The 17927-nt window shown below is 55.0% G+C and carries 16 protein-coding genes; all 16 read right to left on the bottom strand.

Annotated features, from left to right (window positions below; genetic code table 11):
- Positions 1–6: 6 nt before the first annotated feature.
- The 16 genes from NFS31_RS05765 to NFS31_RS05840 all read right to left on the bottom strand — a co-directional run bounded on the left by NFS31_RS05765 (position 7) and on the right by NFS31_RS05840 (position 17830).
- On the bottom strand, positions 7–2934 hold the full coding sequence (locus NFS31_RS05765; protein ID WP_251492514.1) for an insulinase family protein: 2928 nt from the start codon (positions 2932–2934) through the stop codon (positions 7–9).
- Between the two features lie 91 nt (positions 2935–3025).
- Positions 3026–3841 carry a YdcF family protein gene (locus NFS31_RS05770; RefSeq protein ID WP_251492515.1) on the bottom strand — a complete coding sequence of 272 codons (816 nt, stop codon included), beginning with the start codon at positions 3839–3841 and terminating at the stop codon, positions 3026–3028.
- Positions 3842–3917: 76 nt separating this feature from the next.
- A complete protein-coding gene (locus tag NFS31_RS05775; protein ID WP_251492517.1) occupies positions 3918–5165 on the bottom strand; it encodes a peptidase U32 family protein in 1248 nt (415 codons plus the stop codon).
- Complete coding sequence (locus tag NFS31_RS05780; protein ID WP_251492519.1) at positions 5162–5818, bottom strand: O-methyltransferase; 657 nt, start codon at positions 5816–5818, stop codon at positions 5162–5164. The genes NFS31_RS05775 and NFS31_RS05780 overlap by 4 nt, the downstream gene beginning before the upstream one ends.
- 25 nt (positions 5819–5843) lie before the next feature.
- Positions 5844–6239, bottom strand: coding sequence for an endolytic transglycosylase MltG (locus tag NFS31_RS05785; RefSeq protein ID WP_251492521.1), 396 nt, complete (start codon positions 6237–6239; stop codon positions 5844–5846).
- Positions 6240–6245: 6 nt separating this feature from the next.
- A complete protein-coding gene (locus NFS31_RS05790; RefSeq protein WP_251492523.1) occupies positions 6246–7913 on the bottom strand; it encodes a ribonuclease J in 1668 nt (555 codons plus the stop codon).
- Between the two features lie 77 nt (positions 7914–7990).
- Positions 7991–8296, bottom strand: a complete 306-nt coding sequence (locus tag NFS31_RS05795) for a DUF1292 domain-containing protein (RefSeq protein ID WP_251492525.1) — start codon at positions 8294–8296, stop codon at positions 7991–7993.
- The gene (ruvX, locus tag NFS31_RS05800) at positions 8283–8774 is read right to left on the bottom strand and encodes a Holliday junction resolvase RuvX (RefSeq protein WP_251492526.1); all 492 of its coding nucleotides are present in this window, start codon (positions 8772–8774) and stop codon (positions 8283–8285) included. The genes NFS31_RS05795 and ruvX overlap by 14 nt, the downstream gene beginning before the upstream one ends.
- A gap of 177 nt (positions 8775–8951) precedes the next feature.
- Positions 8952–9212 (bottom strand): IreB family regulatory phosphoprotein, encoded by a 261-nt coding sequence (locus NFS31_RS05805; RefSeq protein WP_251492528.1) that lies wholly within the window; start codon positions 9210–9212, stop codon positions 8952–8954.
- Between the two features lie 174 nt (positions 9213–9386).
- A complete protein-coding gene (locus NFS31_RS05810) occupies positions 9387–9992 on the bottom strand; it encodes a peptidylprolyl isomerase (RefSeq protein ID WP_251492530.1) in 606 nt (201 codons plus the stop codon).
- On the bottom strand, positions 9985–11730 hold the full coding sequence (locus tag NFS31_RS05815) for a hydantoinase B/oxoprolinase family protein (protein ID WP_251492532.1): 1746 nt from the start codon (positions 11728–11730) through the stop codon (positions 9985–9987). The genes NFS31_RS05810 and NFS31_RS05815 overlap by 8 nt, the downstream gene beginning before the upstream one ends.
- A gap of 3 nt (positions 11731–11733) precedes the next feature.
- Positions 11734–13779 carry a hydantoinase/oxoprolinase family protein gene (locus NFS31_RS05820; RefSeq protein ID WP_251492534.1) on the bottom strand — a complete coding sequence of 682 codons (2046 nt, stop codon included), beginning with the start codon at positions 13777–13779 and terminating at the stop codon, positions 11734–11736.
- 77 nt (positions 13780–13856) lie between these two features.
- Positions 13857–14870 (bottom strand): ABC transporter ATP-binding protein, encoded by a 1014-nt coding sequence (locus NFS31_RS05825; RefSeq protein WP_251492537.1) that lies wholly within the window; start codon positions 14868–14870, stop codon positions 13857–13859.
- A 14-nt stretch (positions 14871–14884) separates the two neighbouring features.
- Positions 14885–15862, bottom strand: coding sequence for an ABC transporter ATP-binding protein (locus NFS31_RS05830; protein WP_251492539.1), 978 nt, complete (start codon positions 15860–15862; stop codon positions 14885–14887).
- Positions 15855–16808 (bottom strand): ABC transporter permease, encoded by a 954-nt coding sequence (locus tag NFS31_RS05835; protein WP_251492542.1) that lies wholly within the window; start codon positions 16806–16808, stop codon positions 15855–15857. The genes NFS31_RS05830 and NFS31_RS05835 overlap by 8 nt, the downstream gene beginning before the upstream one ends.
- Entirely contained in the window at positions 16808–17830 is a 1023-nt protein-coding gene (locus NFS31_RS05840; protein ID WP_251492544.1) for an ABC transporter permease, read from the bottom strand. The genes NFS31_RS05835 and NFS31_RS05840 overlap by 1 nt, the downstream gene beginning before the upstream one ends.
- Positions 17831–17927 lie beyond the last annotated feature (97 nt).

Consider the following 17927-nt stretch of genomic DNA (forward strand, 5'->3'; position numbering starts at 1 on the left):
CGTTATCTACATCTGAAACAAATTTTTAATCTCCCCAAACATCCCCTCACACTTCCGAATACATTCCGCATTCCCAATCACGCACAGACTCCCCTCTGACAGAACCTCGCGCACAATCCCCGCAAGCGCCCGTATATCCTCCGGCCCTGCGGTCAGGATCTCGCGCCGCTCCTGCTCAAACATCTCGTCCGTGACATGCGAGAACCACGCGGAATCGGCCTTTGCCCCCTTGTAGGGCGGGAGCAGCGGGGCGTCGAGATCGCTGATCGTGCCGATCACATACTTGGTCATATCGCGCTCATCCGCGTCAAAGCTCTCAATGTACGCCGGCACTCCCTCGTAAACCTGCGCCGTTTCCTGAAGCTTCGGATCGCGGTAGGATACAAAATACCCGTCGCCAAAACGGCCCACGCCGTTCATGACCCCGTACGCGCCGCCCTTGACCCGGACGTTCAGCCACAGGTAATCATAGCCCAGGATCACCTTCAGGATGCGCAGCGCCCCGGTGTACGATTGCCCCTTCTTAAAGACGCTTCCGCTGCGCGCCACATAGTTGACCTGGGACGAGGTTATAAAGCCCTCGTTCCTGTTCTTCTTTTCAAACGCAAAGGGATATGTCGTTCCGTCCCCTGCGGGCAGGCGGTCCTTTAACAGCGCAAGGCTGCCTTCAAGACTCTTTAGCCCTTCCTCGTCGGCCGTATAGCTGATCACCATGTTTTCAGCCGTAAACAGCCGCTTTGCCGTTTCCTTAAGCTTATCTGTCAGGGTGTCTTTCTTCTCCTCAAAGTGTCTGGCCATGTCCTCAAGGAAATGGTAATACGCAATGCCCCCTGTCTGATCGTGGAAGCTGTAAACCGGCGAAAAATACGACAGGCTGCGGATCATGGCCGCCGAGTGGCCCGCGGAATTCAGCTTCATCTGGCTGCGCGACTTCATCTCGGCCAGGATTTCGCCGAGGCGCTTCGCGTCGTCTAACACAGAGTCCAGGAGGATCTCCGCGATCGCTGAAAAGCCGAAATCCAGCTTGTCATAGAGCACTCTGGCGCTCGCGTTGAACACGCCTGTAAAGCGCTCCGGGGACTGCGCGTCCGGATAGGCTGTCACATTTAAGCTGATGCCGCCGCTGTTTAAGTTGATCTCATTCGACAGATCGCTGTAGGTGTGTTTTGTAGTGTTCACATAGCCCAGCACGGATTTTAAGAGCCCCACATACGGCAGATCCTCTGACGGAACCCGGTCTGTGTAAAACATCACCTTTAAATAGCCGATCCCTGAGGTGTTCATGGGATGGCACAGCGCCGTTGTCCCGTCTATCACGCGCTCTTCAAGGATCAGCGGCTCCGGATCCGGCTTTATGTCCTCTCTGCACAGCAGGGGAATCTTCTCCAGATCCTCCTTCGGGGACGGCGTATCCTGATATTCCTTGAGCGCCTCTGTCCTCTCAATCAGGGCGCGTCGCTCCTCCTTCGCGAGGGAGTTTTTATACGCCTCAAGCTTTATCCTGAGCTTTTCCTCCTCTTTTGCCGTTAAATTCTTTTCCGGGCTCACCAGTATCACGGCCTCAAAGGGGTTATCCAGCAGGTATTTCTTTAAGAGCCCCTCAAACCAGCCCTCCTTTACGCCCTTCTTTAAAAAGGCAAAGGTGTCCTCATATGCGAGGTGCATAAAGGGATCGCCGTCGTAAAGCCAGCTATCCAGGCACTGGAGGCCGTACATCAGGCCCTTGGGCGCATTTCCGAAGTCCGCCTCACGGTAGCGGAATTCATAGTAATTGATTCCGGCCAGGAGCGTCTTTTCGCCGATCCCCTGATCCGCGAGCCTGCGCAGGGTTCCCTTCACCACCGCCAGAAACTCGCCTTTTTGTTCCTTTGAGGCATTTTTGGCGATCACGGAGAAATAGGGCTGCAGGATGCCGTTTTCATATCCGCCCATGATATCCTGGCCGATCCCGGCCCCAATAAGCGCCTCCTTTAAGGGCGCGCCCGGCGCGTCGATCAGGACATATTCCAGGATCTGGAACGCCATATAGAGCGCCGGGTCCAGATCGTCTCCGACCACGGTATTGACAGATAAATAGGTCGCCTGCTCCTCACTCTCCGCGTCGGTAATGGGATAGAAAATCTCCTTTTCCACCGGGGAGGCGAACGCCTCCTGCGACGCGATCGCCGAGTCCACCGGCTGGCGGTCATAGCGGGAGAGATATTCTCTGTCCAGCCAGTCAAGCTTTTCCGCCATATCCATATTTCCGTACAGGTAAATAAAGCTGTTGGACGGATGATAGTAGGTTTTGTGGAAATTCAGAAAGGCTTCGTATGTCAGGGACGGGATATCGTCCGGCGCGCCGCCCGACTCGTGCGCATAGCAGGTGTCCGGGAACAGCACGTTCCTCGTATAGCGATCCAGGACGCTCTCCGGGGAGGAAAACGCGCCCTTCATCTCATTATACACCACGCCGTTGTACGTCACAGGGCCGTCCTCGGACTCCAGCTCATAGTGCCAGCCCTCCTGCAGAAAGATCTTTTCTTCCTTATAGATAGCCGGGTGCAGCACCGCGTCCATGTAGACATCCATCAGGTTCTGGAAGTCTTTGTCATTGCAGCTCGCCACGGGGTACACGGTCTTATCCGGATACGTCATGGCATTTAAAAAGGTATTCAGAGAGCCCTTCACCAGCTCCACAAAGGGATCCTTGACCGGAAATTTGTCAGAGCCGCATAATACGCTGTGCTCCAAAATATGGGGAACCCCCGTGCTGTCCGAAGGCGGCGTGCGGAAGCCTATACAGAAGACCTTGTTCTCGTCGTCATTTGAGAGGAGAAATATCCTGGCTCCGGTCTTTTTGTGCTCCAGAACGGTTCCCTTTGAGCCAAGCTCCTTTACCGTCCGTTCTTCCAGTATCTGATAGCTGTTTAAATCCTTTACTGTCATTCTCATCTTCCTTTTCCATATACAATTTATATTACTGTATGCTCTGGCCGCCGCGCCGCTTCGCACTTTCCGGCGCATACAGTAAGGAATGGTCCGCCTACATCCTGCCCATAAATTTATCCTTCAGCACAGCAAAGCACTCCCGCACCCACATGTGGATGGCGAGCACCGGATCGCCCGGGGCCGCGATGCCCGTCACAGCGGACAAGCCCTGCTTCCTGGCAATGGATTTGGCTCGGAAGAGGTGGTAATCGCTTGTCAGCACCGCGATCCGCACCGGATCCTCCTCAGAGCGCTCCTGATAGTATTCCTGCAGACGGGCCTGCGCGGACTGCGCCTTATAAAATTCCTGGCGCTCAATCACCTTGCGGCTGAAGGTGATATTCTGCGCCGTGTTGGAAGACTGATCCTCCAGAAGCAGCCGCTCCGGCGCGACGCCGTTATACTCCAGATACTCATACATGGCCCTGGCCTCGCTCACCGGCTCATCCTTTCCCTGGCCTCCTGAAAGCACCAGAATCGTGTTCGGGTTCGCCTCCGCGTATTCCACAGCCCTGTCAAGCCGCCGTTTCAGGGAACGGCTGATTTCGCGGTCCTTCACCCGGGCCCCCAGCACGATCACATAATCCGCGGCCTGCCTTGTCGCCGTGAGGGCATGAAAGGCAATAAGCGCCTCGGTCACAGCAAAAATCACAAAGCCCGCCAGGAGGGCCGTGGCAGCCGAGACAAAGACCCAGGACGGCGCGCGCCCCTCATGGCGGCGCAGGAAATGCAGCCCCGCGGCCAGAAGGATAAACACAGCGGCCAGCGCCGGCCAGAACAGGGAGAACGAAACGGAAAAGCCCGCATATACCGTCAGGATCACATAATAAACCACACAGAACAGGGCCGCGCCCTCCAATATCCAGGTCATGCTTCTCCTCCTTTGTATGATGTGCTCCCGGAATAGTTACCGCACCATAGAACGTCCCGCGGCATATGCCGGCGTTTTAGCCCGCCTGCGCGCCCGACGCCGCCTCCTGTCTGCGGATGATGTCATTTACATCCGGCCCCGGCCCCAGATCCACCCATAAAACCTGCCCGGCATGGGGCGCGTCAGGAACGGCGTTCCCGTCCCCGTCGTACAGAGCGCGGACCGTGACCGGCAGATTCCGCCCGTCCGGCTTCATCACCTCCGCCGTCCCGCCTGCGCAGAACTTATTTTTCTGGCGTATCCGCACAAGGCCGTCTGCCCTTACCTCTTCTATCATACCCAGATATGTGTAATTTTTTACATATGTGCTGTTTCCGTAAATCTGAGCCTCTGCGCCCGGCTTATCAAAATAGAAGCCCGTCGTAAACTCGCGGTACGTACATTTGCCGATCTCCTCCCGGTACCACTCAAGGCCCGCCCTGTATTTCTCAGGGCTCTCCAGATAATCATCAATGGCCCTCCTGTACGCGCGCGCCACCGTCGCCACATAGAGCGCGCCTTTCATCCGGCCCTCGATCTTAAAGCTGTCAATGCCGGCCTCCATCATCTCCGGGATATGCTCAATCATGCACAGATCCTTAGAATTAAACAGGAAGGTTCCCCGCTCATTCTCATAGACCGGCATATACTCGCCGGGCCTTGTCTCCTCCACAACCGCATAGTTCCAGCGGCAGGGATGCGTACATGAGCCCTGGTTCGCATCTCTTCCCGTAAGGTAGTTGCTGAGCAGGCAGCGCCCGGAATAGGAAATGCACATCGCCCCGTGGATGAAGCTCTCGATCTCCATATCCTCCGGGATATTCTCACGGATCTCACGGATCTCTTTTAAGGAAAGCTCCCTGGCGGACACCACGCGCTTCGCGCCCAGCCCGTACCAGAACCGGTATGTCCCGTAATTCGTATTGTTCGCCTGGGTGCTGATATGGATCTCCATCTCCGGCAGGATCCGCTTCGCGATGGCAAAGACGCCCGGATCGGAGATGATCAGCGCATCCGGGCCGATCTCCTTTAATTCCTCAAAATACGCCTCTACGCCCGGAAGATCGTCATTGTGCGCCAGAATATTGGCTGTGATATAGACTCTCACGCCATGCGCATGGGCAAACGCGATCCCTTCCCGAAGCTCCTTGTTCGTAAAATTGCGGGCCTTGGCGCGCAGCCCGAACGCACCGCCTCCCAAATATACCGCGTCGGCCCCGTAGATCACGGCCGCCTTTAACGTGTCCGGGCCCCCGGCCGGAATCAGAAGCTCCCGTTTCCTCATGCTTTCACCCTCTCCTTTTTCACGCTCACCGCCACGCCGTCCCCAATGGGGACAAGCGATGTCTCAAGCTCCTCCATATGCGTCAGGCGGTACAGATAGTCCCGCATCCGGGCATGGATCGTCCGGTTCCGGCGCTCCACCGCGTAACGGGATTCGATGATATCGCCGTCCTGGAAGATATTGTCCGATACCAGCACGCCTCCGTCGGAAAGCAAAAAGAGCAGCCGGTCAAGCCAGCCCGGATACTGCCCCTTGGCCGCGTCCATGAAGATAAAATCATAAGGGCCGGAAAGTGTGTAAAGCGCCTCGCCCGCGTCGCCCTCCACAAGAGTGATACGCTTCTCCTCTCCCGCCCTTTTAAAATTTTCCTTTGCAGCCGGTATGCGCTTTTCGTACTTTTCAATGGTCGTGATGTGGCAGTCCTCTGGCATCGCCCGGCACATCAGGAGCGCCGAATAGCCCACCGCGGTCCCCACCTCCAGAATCGCCCCCGGCCGCTTAAGCGCCACCAGGGTCTTTAAAAATGCCGCTGTCTCCCGGCGGATAACCGGGATGCGCAAAAGCGCGGCCTCCTCCTCGATCGCATCGCACAGGCTCCCGTTCCCGCTGTCAAGGGAATGGATATACGATGTAATCCTGTCGTTAACTATCATATGCTCTCCGTGTTGTAAATGCCGCTTACTCCCCGTCTTCGTCCTTTGCCTTCGCCGCGTCGATCAGCTTGAGCATCTCCTTTGAAGTCATGGATGTACTCAGCTCATAGGCGCCGGGGCGCACCTCATACTCATAAAACTTTGCCTGTACCATCATGGCAAAGCGGTCAGATATCAGACCTTCCTCTTCAAGCTTCTTTGCCACATCGCTTAAGGACTCCCCCTCTGTTATCACAATCTCCTTCACAATACCCGGCTCTGCGTCCACCGCCTCCGGCGCAAAGATCGCATGGCCAAACTGATAGCCCTTTGTCGCCCCCTCGTACATCAGCACAAACACAGCGGCAAACACGATAAGCCTGGCCGAAATGCCAATAATAGCCGTTGTAATCCGGTTAATGTCACGCGTTGTACGGCTCATATATGCCTACACCTCCATGATAATCGGCAGGATCATGGGATTCCTCTTCATCTTTTTCCACAAAAAATCGCTTAAGCTGTCCCGGATAATATTCTTAATCTTTCCCCAGTCGTTCACACGCCGTTTCAGACAGCCCTGGATCGCGTCGTCCACAACTCTCTGCGCTTCCTCCATCAGATCCTCGGACTCGCGCACATACACAAAACCCCTGGAAACAATATCCGGGCCGGCTAAGAGCTGGTTGCTGTATTTTTCCAGCGTCAGCACCACGATAATGATCCCGTTCTGGGCCAGGTTCTGGCGGTCGCGCAGTACGATATTCCCCACGTCCCCGATCCCTAAGCCGTCCACCAGAATACCCCCGGCCGGCACATGATCCGTCACCTTATAGCCGTCGGCGTTTATCTCCACCACATCGCCTGAGGACATGATAATGACATTCTCCTTCGGGATCCCCATGGACTCAGCCAGTCCCTTCTGAGCCATCAGATGGCGGTATTCCCCGTGAACCGGAATCGAGAATTTCGGGCGGATCAGGGAGTACATCAGCTTGATCTCCTCCTGGCAGGCATGTCCTGAAACATGCGTATCCTGCGTGATCACCTCGGCCCCCTGCATGGAGAGCTCGTTGATTACCTTGGAAACCGCCTTTTCATTGCCGGGAATCGGCGTGGAGCTTAAAATCACCACATCGCCCGGCATGATGGACACCTTTTTGTGAAGGCTCGCCGCCATCCGCGACAGGGCGGCCATGGACTCTCCCTGGCTTCCGGTCGTGATGAGAACCGTGTCCTCTTTATTATAATTCTTAAGCTGCTCAATATCAATCAGCGTGTTCTCCGGAATGTTGATATAGCCCAGCTCGCTGGCCGTTCCGATCACGTTCACCATGCTGCGGCCTTCCACCACGACCTTGCGGCCGTACTTGTACGCGGAGCTGATGATCTGCTGCACGCGGTCCACATTCGAGGCAAACGTGGCCACAATGATGCGGTTATTCTTATGCTCTGCAAAAATCGAGTCAAACGTGCGCCCCACCGTGCGTTCCGACATCGTAAATCCCGGCCGGATCGCGTTGGTGCTGTCGCACATCAGAGCCAGCACGCCCTTTTTCCCCAGCTCTGCAAAGCGCTGCAGATCCGCCGGCTCGCCGAATACCGGTGTGTAATCGATCTTGAAATCGCCTGTGTGGACAATAATCCCGGCCGGCGTAAAGATCGCCAGGGCCGATGCGTCGGCGATACTGTGGTTTGTCTTCACAAATTCAATGCGGAAACACCCTAAGTTGATCGACTGCCCGTGCCGCACCACCTTGCGGCGGACCGTCTTCATCATATTGTGTTCCTTTAATTTGTTTTCAATCAGGCCGATGGTCAGCTTGGTGCCGTAAACCGGCGCCGGGACATCCTTGAGCACATACGGCAGAGCGCCGATGTGATCCTCATGTCCGTGCGTGATCACAAAGCCCTTTACCTTATCAAGATTATTTTTTAAATAGGTCACGTCCGGAATCACGAGATCAATCCCCAGCATATCGTCGCCCGGAAACGCCAGCCCGCAGTCCACGACAATAATACTGTCTTCGTATTCAAAGGCAGTCATGTTCATGCCGATCTGCTCCAGCCCTCCCAGGGGGATGATCTTCACCTTATTTTGTTTGTTTTCCTGTTTCAATCTGCACCTCCGTTAAGAATTTCACGTTCTTTTTCCGGCGGTTCCGGAGTCGTCCTCCCGCCGCCTTATTCATATACTTATTTCTCGATCGCCACTCCCAGATCGCCCATCAGCTCTTCAAAAATCCGCGACATATATTCCAGCTCCCCGTCCTCGTCCACGAATTCATAAGAGGCTTCCGGATCCTCCGGGCCTGACGTATCTCTTAAAAGATAGCACTCGCCGTCCTCATCCTTTGAATCAGCCGCCAAAAGATAGCTCTCCCCGTTGATCTGCGTCTGTTCCAGCACATAAAGGCGCAGCTCCTCGCCGTCGTCTGTCTTTAACACAATGCTGTTTTCCATATCGTTTACTTCATTTAACATATCATCAAGATGACTCATCGCATTCTTCCTTTCCATCCGCGCCCCCGCGCTCATCCGGATCCTTATCCGGCATAGACTGCCGATCCAGATAGCCCTGAAGAATCAGGGAGGCCGCCACTTTATCAATCACCGCCTTGCGGTTCTCGCGGCGCACGCCGCTCTCCTTAAGAACCGCCTCGGCGGCAGCCGTTGTCAGACGCTCGTCCCATAAGATCACAGGAAGGCCCGTGCGGCGCTCTAACATGGCCTTGAAGCTCTCCGTCATTTTCACCCGCTCGCCCAGCGTATTATTCATATTTTTAGGATACCCTAAAACAATAGTTTCAATCTTGTATTCCCGAATCAGCTCCTCAATCCGCGCGCAGGTGCGGCGCAGCTTGTTCTCATCCTTTCGCACGATCGTCTCCAGGCCCTGGGCCGTCACGCCAAGCGGATCGCTGACCGCCACGCCCGTGGTCCTTGAACCAAAATCAAGTCCTAATACTCTTGTTTTCATTTCTTATTTTACCCATTAAAAAACAAGCTGGCATACTGCCAACTGCCTTCTCCCCATCTGTATAGCTCTTACGCCGCCGCCCGGCAAATCCTGTCTGCGGACAGCGGCGCTTATCCTTTTCCCTTCTGTCTGATACCGGGCTGGCGCCGCAAAGCGGACGCGCGCGGGTTTGCTGGCTCACTTCAGTCTTGTCTCGACATAGACCTTCATCAGTTCTTCCAGAATCTCGTCACGCTCCACCTTCATGATCAGGCTTCTTGCACTCTTATGGCTGGTAATGTAGGTCGGATCTCCGGACATAATGTATCCCACGATTTGATTGATGGGATTGTACCCCTTTTCAGTCAGAGCGAAATAAACGTCCTCCAGAACCTCGCGCACGTCCAGCTTTTTCTCCTGTACCGCCCTAAAATATTGTGTATTACTGATATCGCCCATGATCTTATTCACGTCCTTTTAACTATTCTTTTCTATTCTACTCCAAAATGTGGTATTCGGCAAGTAAAATTTTTCCGCGAAATAATCCCCGATCGTATCTGCATACAACCGGGGATTGCATATCTATAGTTTGAATTTACGCAATGATGTACCAGGCCCGCTCTGCCTGCGGCGTCACAGTTTCCCTTCCCTGAATCTCTTCCACGTAAGAGGCAGCCCTGACGCATCCATATCCACAAATACCGGATCCGGATATGCTTCGCCAAAGGTTTCCACCGTAACTTCCCGTATCACCTGGGGCTCAACCGGGGTATTAACCGCCACATCGTACGGAAAATCCTCCACCGGCCTGGTCCTTACATCCTTGAGGCGTAGGATTTCCTCCGTCCCCTCCAGGACTTTCCCGAACACGGGATAGATCCCCTTGTGCTCCGGGCAGTCCCGCAGCGGAAAGAAAAACTCGCAGCCCGCCTGCCCCAGCTCTCCGTAGCCTCCCATCGCCACGCATCCGAATATTGTGTCAGGCGGCGTAATCTCCGGGTGAAGCCTGCTTTCATAGGGGATCAGGTACTGCCCCTCCTTTTTCCGAAAACCTGTGTAGCTCATATCGATCCAACTGTCCGGGACGATCCGCTCGATCGCATGATGGTCAAATACGCGCCGCTTCGCGGCATACAGAAAGCTGTTCACCGTATTCGGCGCGGCCTCCGGGAGAAGCTCAATCACGATCTTCGCCCCATTTTCCATTAAAATCGTTGCAACCGGGTTCTTCTTACTCATGGCCAAGCGCGTCCCTCTCGCCTGTAAGCCCTTCCACGGCAAACGTGTCCGGATTTACGATCACCCCGTAAATGTTCTTCGCGCCTTCCAGGGTTACATACCCGTTTTTCACGTCCATGGCCACCTTCCCGGCCGGCCTTTTAAGCGGGTTGCCGTACCCCCCGCCCGCCCCGGTCGTCATGCGGACAATATCGCCCTTTTCCATGGGAATCTTGGATCCGGTCCCGCGGATCGGCACATACGTCCCGTCGGCGCGGATGAAATCAAACCCGTTCGGGGAGCCCGGCATACCGCCGTCAAATCCCCAGGCCGGATAATCGAACCTTCCGTATGTCCCCGAAAACGTCATACCGTCATTCAGCGCTTCATGCCCAAGGATGATCCCGCAGCCGCCGCGGTGCTCCCCGGCGCCCGCATCCGTTGTATTCAGGGAATATTCCGTCACCCGGTAGCCAAACTTTGCTTCCAGGACCTCCGCCGGGATATTATAGGTCTCGCCGTCCCCGGTGCAAAACTGCGCCGAATCGCCGTCGCGGTCATAACCGGCTCCCCATCCGCCGAGCGTGGGGCCGACATCCACAAAGGTTTCCCCTGTCACCGAATGCGTTCCGGAGATGGAATACGCGCCTACCGTCAGGAAATGGCCTGCCGTCAGCTTTCCCTTTTCCACAATCCGGGACATGGCCTGCCAGATCAGATCCTGCGCAAACTGCATGGACTCATAATAGCAGGAAACCGCCGCGGGACGGACCGCGTTAAAGATGGTTCCCTCGTCCGCCGTCACGTGGAGATTCTCAAACACCCCGTCATTGACATTCTGGGACGGATCCGTACACGCCAGGAAAATGGAGCGGATCGCGGACACCAGCCCGTCATACGCTAGGTTAATCGGCGCGTTCGTCTGGGGCGCGCAGCCGCTGAAATCGCAGTACATCTGATCTCCCTCTATGGTGATCTTCACCTGTATATGGAAGGGGCCGCCGCCGTTAATCGACCGATCCATCCAGCCCTCGTTCGTGTACACGCCGTCCGGCAGGGCCGCCACCTGCCTTCTGGAGGATTCGGCGCTGCTCTCCAGCAGGCGGTCAATGGCCATATCCACGATCTCTGTGTTATATTTCTCGCACAGCTCGTGAATCCGCTTCTCCCCGGTGCGCAGGCCCGATATCTGCGCCCACATATCGCCGATCGACATCTCCGGGAGGCGGACATTGGCGCGGATAATATCAATCAGCGTCTCGTTTATCTGCCCGCGGTCAAATAATTTCAGGCACGTAAACTGCAGCCCTTCCTGGTAGATCTCCGTCGAATCCACCGCATAGCCGGGATCCTTGCCGCCCAGCTCCGACCAGTGGCATTTATTGACGCAATAGGCAAAGATTTCGTTGTTTACAAACACCGGGAGAATCAGGCCCACATCCTGCAGGTGTGAACCGCCGCCGCCGTACGGATCATTACAGATAATAACGTCCCCCTCATGGAGATTCCCGGTTTTCGCATATTTCTCAACCACCGAATGCGCGAGGGAAGTCAGCATGCCCAGAAAGCCGCAGGCGCCGTTTCCCTGCGTGAGCAGGCGTCCGTTCTTGTCCGTGATGCCCGACGCAAAATCCAGGCACTCATAAATGATTGGGCTCTTGGATGTCCTTGCCACTGCGATAAACATCTCTTCCCCGATTGCGAGAAGCGAGTCGCGTATAATATCCAGTGTGATTAAATCTACATTCTTCTTTCCCATGTCCTAAACCCCCGTTTCGATGATGATATCGCCGTATTTGTCAATGGACGCTTTCATGCCCGGATATACGACCGTCGAGGCGCTGACCTCCTCGATGATGCACGGCCCCTCTACCTCCATTCCGGCAGACATCCTGTCCCTGTCATAGATTTTCGTCGCTGTCTTTCCGATTTCCTCAAAAATAACCGGGCGCTCTTCCTTCACCGCCTCCTCCAGGCTGTAGGGGAGCGGAGCGAGCTCTTTGATCGGAGTTTTCTCGATCTTTCCAAAGGACGCGAGGTGCATATTGACGATCTCCACCCCGCTGTCGTCCAGGCGGAACGAATAATTCTGGTAATGCTCCCTGTGGAAGCACTCGATGAATTCACGGACGTTTTCCGCCGTGAGCGCGTCGTTCGGCACGCGCACCTTGACCGTGTGATCCTGCCCCTCGTAGCGCATGTCGAGATAATGCTGGAAATAGACGTCCTCTTTGCCGATGCCCTTCTTCGCGTTGTCAGCGTATGCCTTTTCCTCCAGCTTTGCCCACTCCGCATTCACGGCGTCCAGATCCGCGTCCTTTGTGAGCTTTACATTGTAGGTCTGGATATCATCGGAGCGGAGATCCGTCATCAGCATTCCCCATGCGGAAAATACAGAGGCAGCCAGCGGGATAATCACCTTTTTAATGTTCAGCTCCTTTGCAAGAGCCGCCGCATGCATCGGGCCGCCGCCGCCGAAGGCCACCAGCGCAAACTCGCGGGGGTCATACCCTTTCCGGACCGATACCAGCTTCAGGGCGTTGAGCATATTCGAATTTGCCACGCGGATAATGCCCATCGCGGCTTCCTCCGCGTCGATCCCATAGGCTTTCCCCACCTTTTCCTCAATGGCGGATTTGACCTTGTCCATGTCTACGTCCATATCAAAGTTCCCGGGAGACAGCCTTCCAACCACCAGATTGGCGTCCGTGGTGGTCGGTTCCGTGCCGCCCTTCTGGTACGCCACCGGGCCGGGAAGCGCTCCGGCCGACTGCGGGCCCACGCGCAGCGAACCCGTCTTGTCAATCCAGGCCACCGAGCCGCCGCCATTGCCAATCTCCACGATATCTACAACCGGCACACGGATGGGATAGCCGGGAAATACATTGTTTTTCTCGATCTTATATTCTGTGGTGGTCTTCACCTCGCCCCCGTCAACCAGGGAGCATTTCGCGGTGGTCCCGCCGATGTCAAAGGCAATCACCTTGTCTTCGCCCAGCATTTCGCCCAGCATGGCCGATCCGTAGATGCCCGCCACCGGACCGGATTCCACCATGTTGATCGGGACTTCCTTTGCATCCTCAAACGTCGTGGTCCCGCCGTTGCTCTGCATAATATACTTCGGGCAGCGGATATCCATTTCCTCCAGCTTATTGTATAATTTATCAATATACGTTTTTGCCAGGGGCTTTACATAGGAATTGAGGACTGCGGTTGTGCTCCGCTCATATTCTCTCCATTCCCTTGACACCTCGTAGGAGGCCGTCACGGCGATCTCCGGGCACAGCGCTTCCACCAGCGCCTTGGCCTGCTTCTCATGCGCGGCGTTTACATAGGAATGAAGGAACACGATCGCAATGGCCTCCACCCCTTCCTTCTTAAGCGCCTCTGCGCAGGCCCTTACATCCTCCTCATTTAAGGGAACCAGCTCATTGCCCTGATAATCCAGCCGCTCCTCCACTTCCAGCCTCAGATACCGGGGCACAAAGGGCTGCGGCTTCTTAAAATTAAAGTTAAATAAGTCCGGCCGGTTGCCGCGCCCGATCTCGATAATGTCGCGGAAGCCCTTTGTGGTGATCAGGCCGGTCTTGGCCCCCTTCCTCTCCGTCAGGGCATTGATCACGACCGTCGTCCCATGCGTCAGATCCTTCACCGCCTTTGAATCAATATCGCACTTTTCGATTACATCGATCACACCCTGTTCAAAGTTCGGCGGCGTCGTATGGCTCTTATTCACACATACCTTTCCGCTGTCATCAATGTATACAATATCCGTAAATGTGCCGCCAATGTCTGTTGCTACTCTCATATTCTGCCTCCTTTATTTCAATAACCGTAACCGTTCGGACCATCGGAACCGCTGCCTGCAGCCATACCAAAAAGCGGTCAGGGGGTAAGCCCCGCCCTTCCGGCCATATTCTGCTCGCACAGATGGCATCTCACGCGATGGATTTCATCCACAGAAAACATCACCGGATCCTCCCGGCTGCAGATGTCCATTGCATACGGGCACCGCATATGGAAGCTGCAGCCCGGAGGAATGTTCACCGGAGACGGAATCTCGCCCCGGGACTCGATCTTGTCAGGCTTTAGGGCCTCTTCTTCCTCAGACACAACCGGAATGGACGAAATCAGCATCCGCGTATAGGGATGCTCCGGGCGGTAGAAAAATTCTTCCGCCGGCGCAATCTCCGCCACTTTCCCGAGATAGAGGATGGCAACCCTGGTCGCAATATTCCTCATCAGGCTCAGATCATGGGTGATGAAGAGATACGTAAGGTTTCTCTCCTTCCTGATGCGGAGAAGCATATTGATAATCTTGGCCTGTATTGAGACATCCAGGGAGGAGGTCGGCTCATCCAGAATCAGGAATTCCGGCTCGCAGGCAAGCGCTCTCGCAATCGCCACCATCTGCTTTTCACCGCCCCCAATGGCTCCCGGCGTCTTCCACATGTAGCTTTCCGGCAGCTCCACCATCTCAAGAAGCTCCTTTATCTTTTTAAACCTCTCCTCCTTTGTCCTGCAGATGCCGTGGATTTTCAGCGGAAGCTCCAGAATCTCTTTGATCGTCTGATGCGGGTTCATGGACGAGCCCGGATCCTGAAACACGATCTGCATATCCTTTTTCATGGAAAGGCTTCTCTTTCCGGACGCATTCAGATCCTGTCCCTTAAACAGAAGCGTCCCCGCCGTAGGCCGGTACATCCCGATCACGGAATACGCGATCGTGCTTTTGCCGGATCCGCTTTCACCGACCAGGCCGATCACCTCCCCCCGCTTTATATCAAGCGAGACGTCGTCCACTGCCTTCACGAAAAGAGGGTTCCCGTTCTCATCCTTTTTATGGACCGGAAAATACTGCTTCAGATGATCGATCTTTAAAATAATCTCTTCTGACATCCAATCCCTCCTTCCTATATGTTAAAACAGGCGACCTTATGCCCGTTTCCGACATCCTGAAGCTCTGGCTTCGCGCTTTTGCACCGTTCGCTGCATCTGCCGCAGCGCGGCGCAAAACGGCAGCCCTTTGGCGGATACTGGTAATCCGGGATCGCGCCGTAGATGCCGGACTGGATGCCTCCGCCGCCAAGCCTCGGGACTGCTTCCATCAGGCCCGCCGTATACGGGTGGAGCGTATGCTTAAACACCTCCGCCGTCGGGGCCGACTCCACCACCGTCCCCGCATACATCACGTTGATGCTGTCCGTCAGCTCCCTCGCCACGCCCAGGGAATGCGTGATCATGATCAGGGACATGTTCCGCTCATCCACCAGGCGGTTTAAGGTTTTGTGAATCTGATCCTGAATCGTAACATCCAGGGCCGTTCCCGGTTCGTCCGCGATCATCATATCCCTCTGCGTCATGATCGCCATGGCAATACAGATCCGCTGCTTCATCCCGCCGGAAAGCTGATTCGGGTAATAATCAAAAATGCGCTCCGGATCCGGGATAAATACATCCTTAATTGCCTGGAGGACCATCTCCCGTTGCTCCTCTTTTGTCTTTCCTCTCCCCTGCTCCGAATATTTCACCACGTCCGTCATCTGCTGCCCAATCGTAAATACAGGATTCAGCGCATTCGCCGGCTCCTGGTAAATCATGGAAATCTCCCCGGAGCGGATCCGGTTCATCTCTTTTGCGTTCATCTTCAGAATATCGTTCCCCTTGTAGAGGATCTCCCCCTCCGGGATCAGATATTGGTTCTCCGGGATAATCTGGAGGATCGATTTGACCGTCGTTGTCTTTCCGCACCCGGCTTCGCCCACGATCCCGGCTTTTTCTCCCTTCCTTACGCTTAAGTTCACGCCGTCCAGCACCTTGGTATATCCTTTATAGACCTTATACCAGAGCTTTAAGTCCTTTATTTCCAGGATTACATTCTCATCACTCATTCTTGCCCTCTCCCTTCGACAGCATATCTCCGACTCCGTCGCCCATAAAATTGAATCCCAGGATAATGATCACAATCGCAAGCGCCGGGAAGATCGTCATCCACCATCCGTCCGGCATATATCTGGCCCCGTCGGAAATCATCTGGCCAAGGGACGGGGTCGGCGGCTGCTCCCCAAGCCCCACATAGCTTAAGGTGGCCCCCATCAGGATAACCCAGCCAACGTCCAGGGCCATCTTGGTAAAAATTGAGGACAGGCAGTTTGGCAGAATTTCTTTAAAAATAATGTGCAGCTTTCCCGCTCCCATCAGTTCCGCCCCGATCACAAAATTCTCCTGGCGGCAGGAAGTCGCCGTGCCGTATACGATGCGGCAGTACCACGGCCACCACATAATCGTCACGGCTATCATGGAATTTCGCAGGTTCGGCTCCAGGATCGACGCGACCGCCAGCGCAAGGATCATCGCCGGCACGGACAGGAAGATATCGGTCAGACGCATGATGAGCGTATCCACAACGGTTCCCTTCATATAACCGGCAATCATTCCCAGGATGGAGCCCGCCGGCACGGCAATGGCCAGCACCAGCACAGACATATACAGCGCGCCGCGGAACGAATAGATGAGCCTGGTAAGAATATCCCTGCCCATATTGTCCGTCCCCAGAAGGTACTTCGCGCAGGGCGCTTTCATCGAATTGGCAAAATCCGTGTACGCCCCCGCATGCTCCGGATACGGCGTGATCACCGGGGCCAGAAAAGCGGCGGCTATGACAAGGATCACGATCGCCAGGCCCGCCACGGATAATTTGTTTCTTGAAAATTTATACCAGGCTTTCTTAAGCTTCTCGGAACCGCGGTTCTCTAAATCGGCCTCCGGCCGGACTTCCGGCCGTTTTGCCTCAATGGCAAGCGCCTTTTTCAGTTCCTTTTCTCTGTTTACTGCCATCAATTTCCACCCCCTAACCGGATTCTGGGGTCAAGGTATGCCACAATAATATCCACAATAATATTTACCACGACAAAAACCAGGCCAAATACCATAATAACGCCGGAAATGGCGTTTAAGTCCTTAGAGAGCATGGCGGTAAGCCCGTATTTGGAAATGCCCGGCCAGCTAAAGATCGTTTCAATCAGGAATGCGTTTCCCATTAAGGCGGCGATATCCATGCCCATACAGGACACGGCCGGTATCAGGGACGGCTTTAAAAGATACCGATCCGTGATCAGCTTTTCCGGCACCCCATAGCCCTTCATGGCCGCCAGGTAATCCTTTGACGAATTCTCCACCATCGCGTTGCGCAAAAGCCTCGCGTCCTGAAACATACCGCCAAGGGCCAGCGCCACGGCCGGTATCAGGATATGTAACAGGGCGTTCCAGGATACGGCCGGCTTTCCTGTAAGAAGTCCGTCCAGCACATACAATCCCGTAATCTGCTTCGGCGCGTCTATCCCAAAGCTCAGCCGGCCAAAGACCGGAATGATCTTCCACACATAGCCGAATAACAGGAGCAGGAGAATCGCCACCACAAACCCGGGCATCGCAACGCCTGCATAGGAAAATACCCGCACAATACCGTCAATCGCCGTATTTTTATGCTTTGCCGCCAGCTTTCCGATGCCGATCGTTCCGGCAATCATTAAAATCGTGGAAAAAATCACAATCTCAAAGGTCGCCGGAAGAAACTGGAGGATATCCTTTGCAACAGCGCGGTTTGTCACCGTCGATTTCCCAAAATCCCCGCACAGGACGCCGGTCAGCCAGTACACATACTGAACCGGGAGCGGCTCGTTCAGGTGATTCTCCGCCCGGAAATTCTCCAGAGCCTCCTGCGTGGCCGTCGCCCCTAGGGCCATCCTCGCCGGATCGCCCGGTACAATTCTCGCAATGGTAAAAATCACGATTGACAGACCAAAAAGTACGACAATTGATAACAAAATTCGATGTATTATAAATTTTTTCAGGTTCATGTTTTGTTATCCTTTCCTGCCGGCAGCCTGTGATGAACAAAACTGCCGGCCAGCACAGACCGGAACGCGCCGCCCGGGGGGCGGATACGGTCCTTCA

The sequence above is a fragment of the Otoolea muris genome (assembly GCF_943193115.1).
GTDB lineage: Bacteria > Bacillota > Clostridia > Lachnospirales > Lachnospiraceae > Otoolea > Otoolea muris.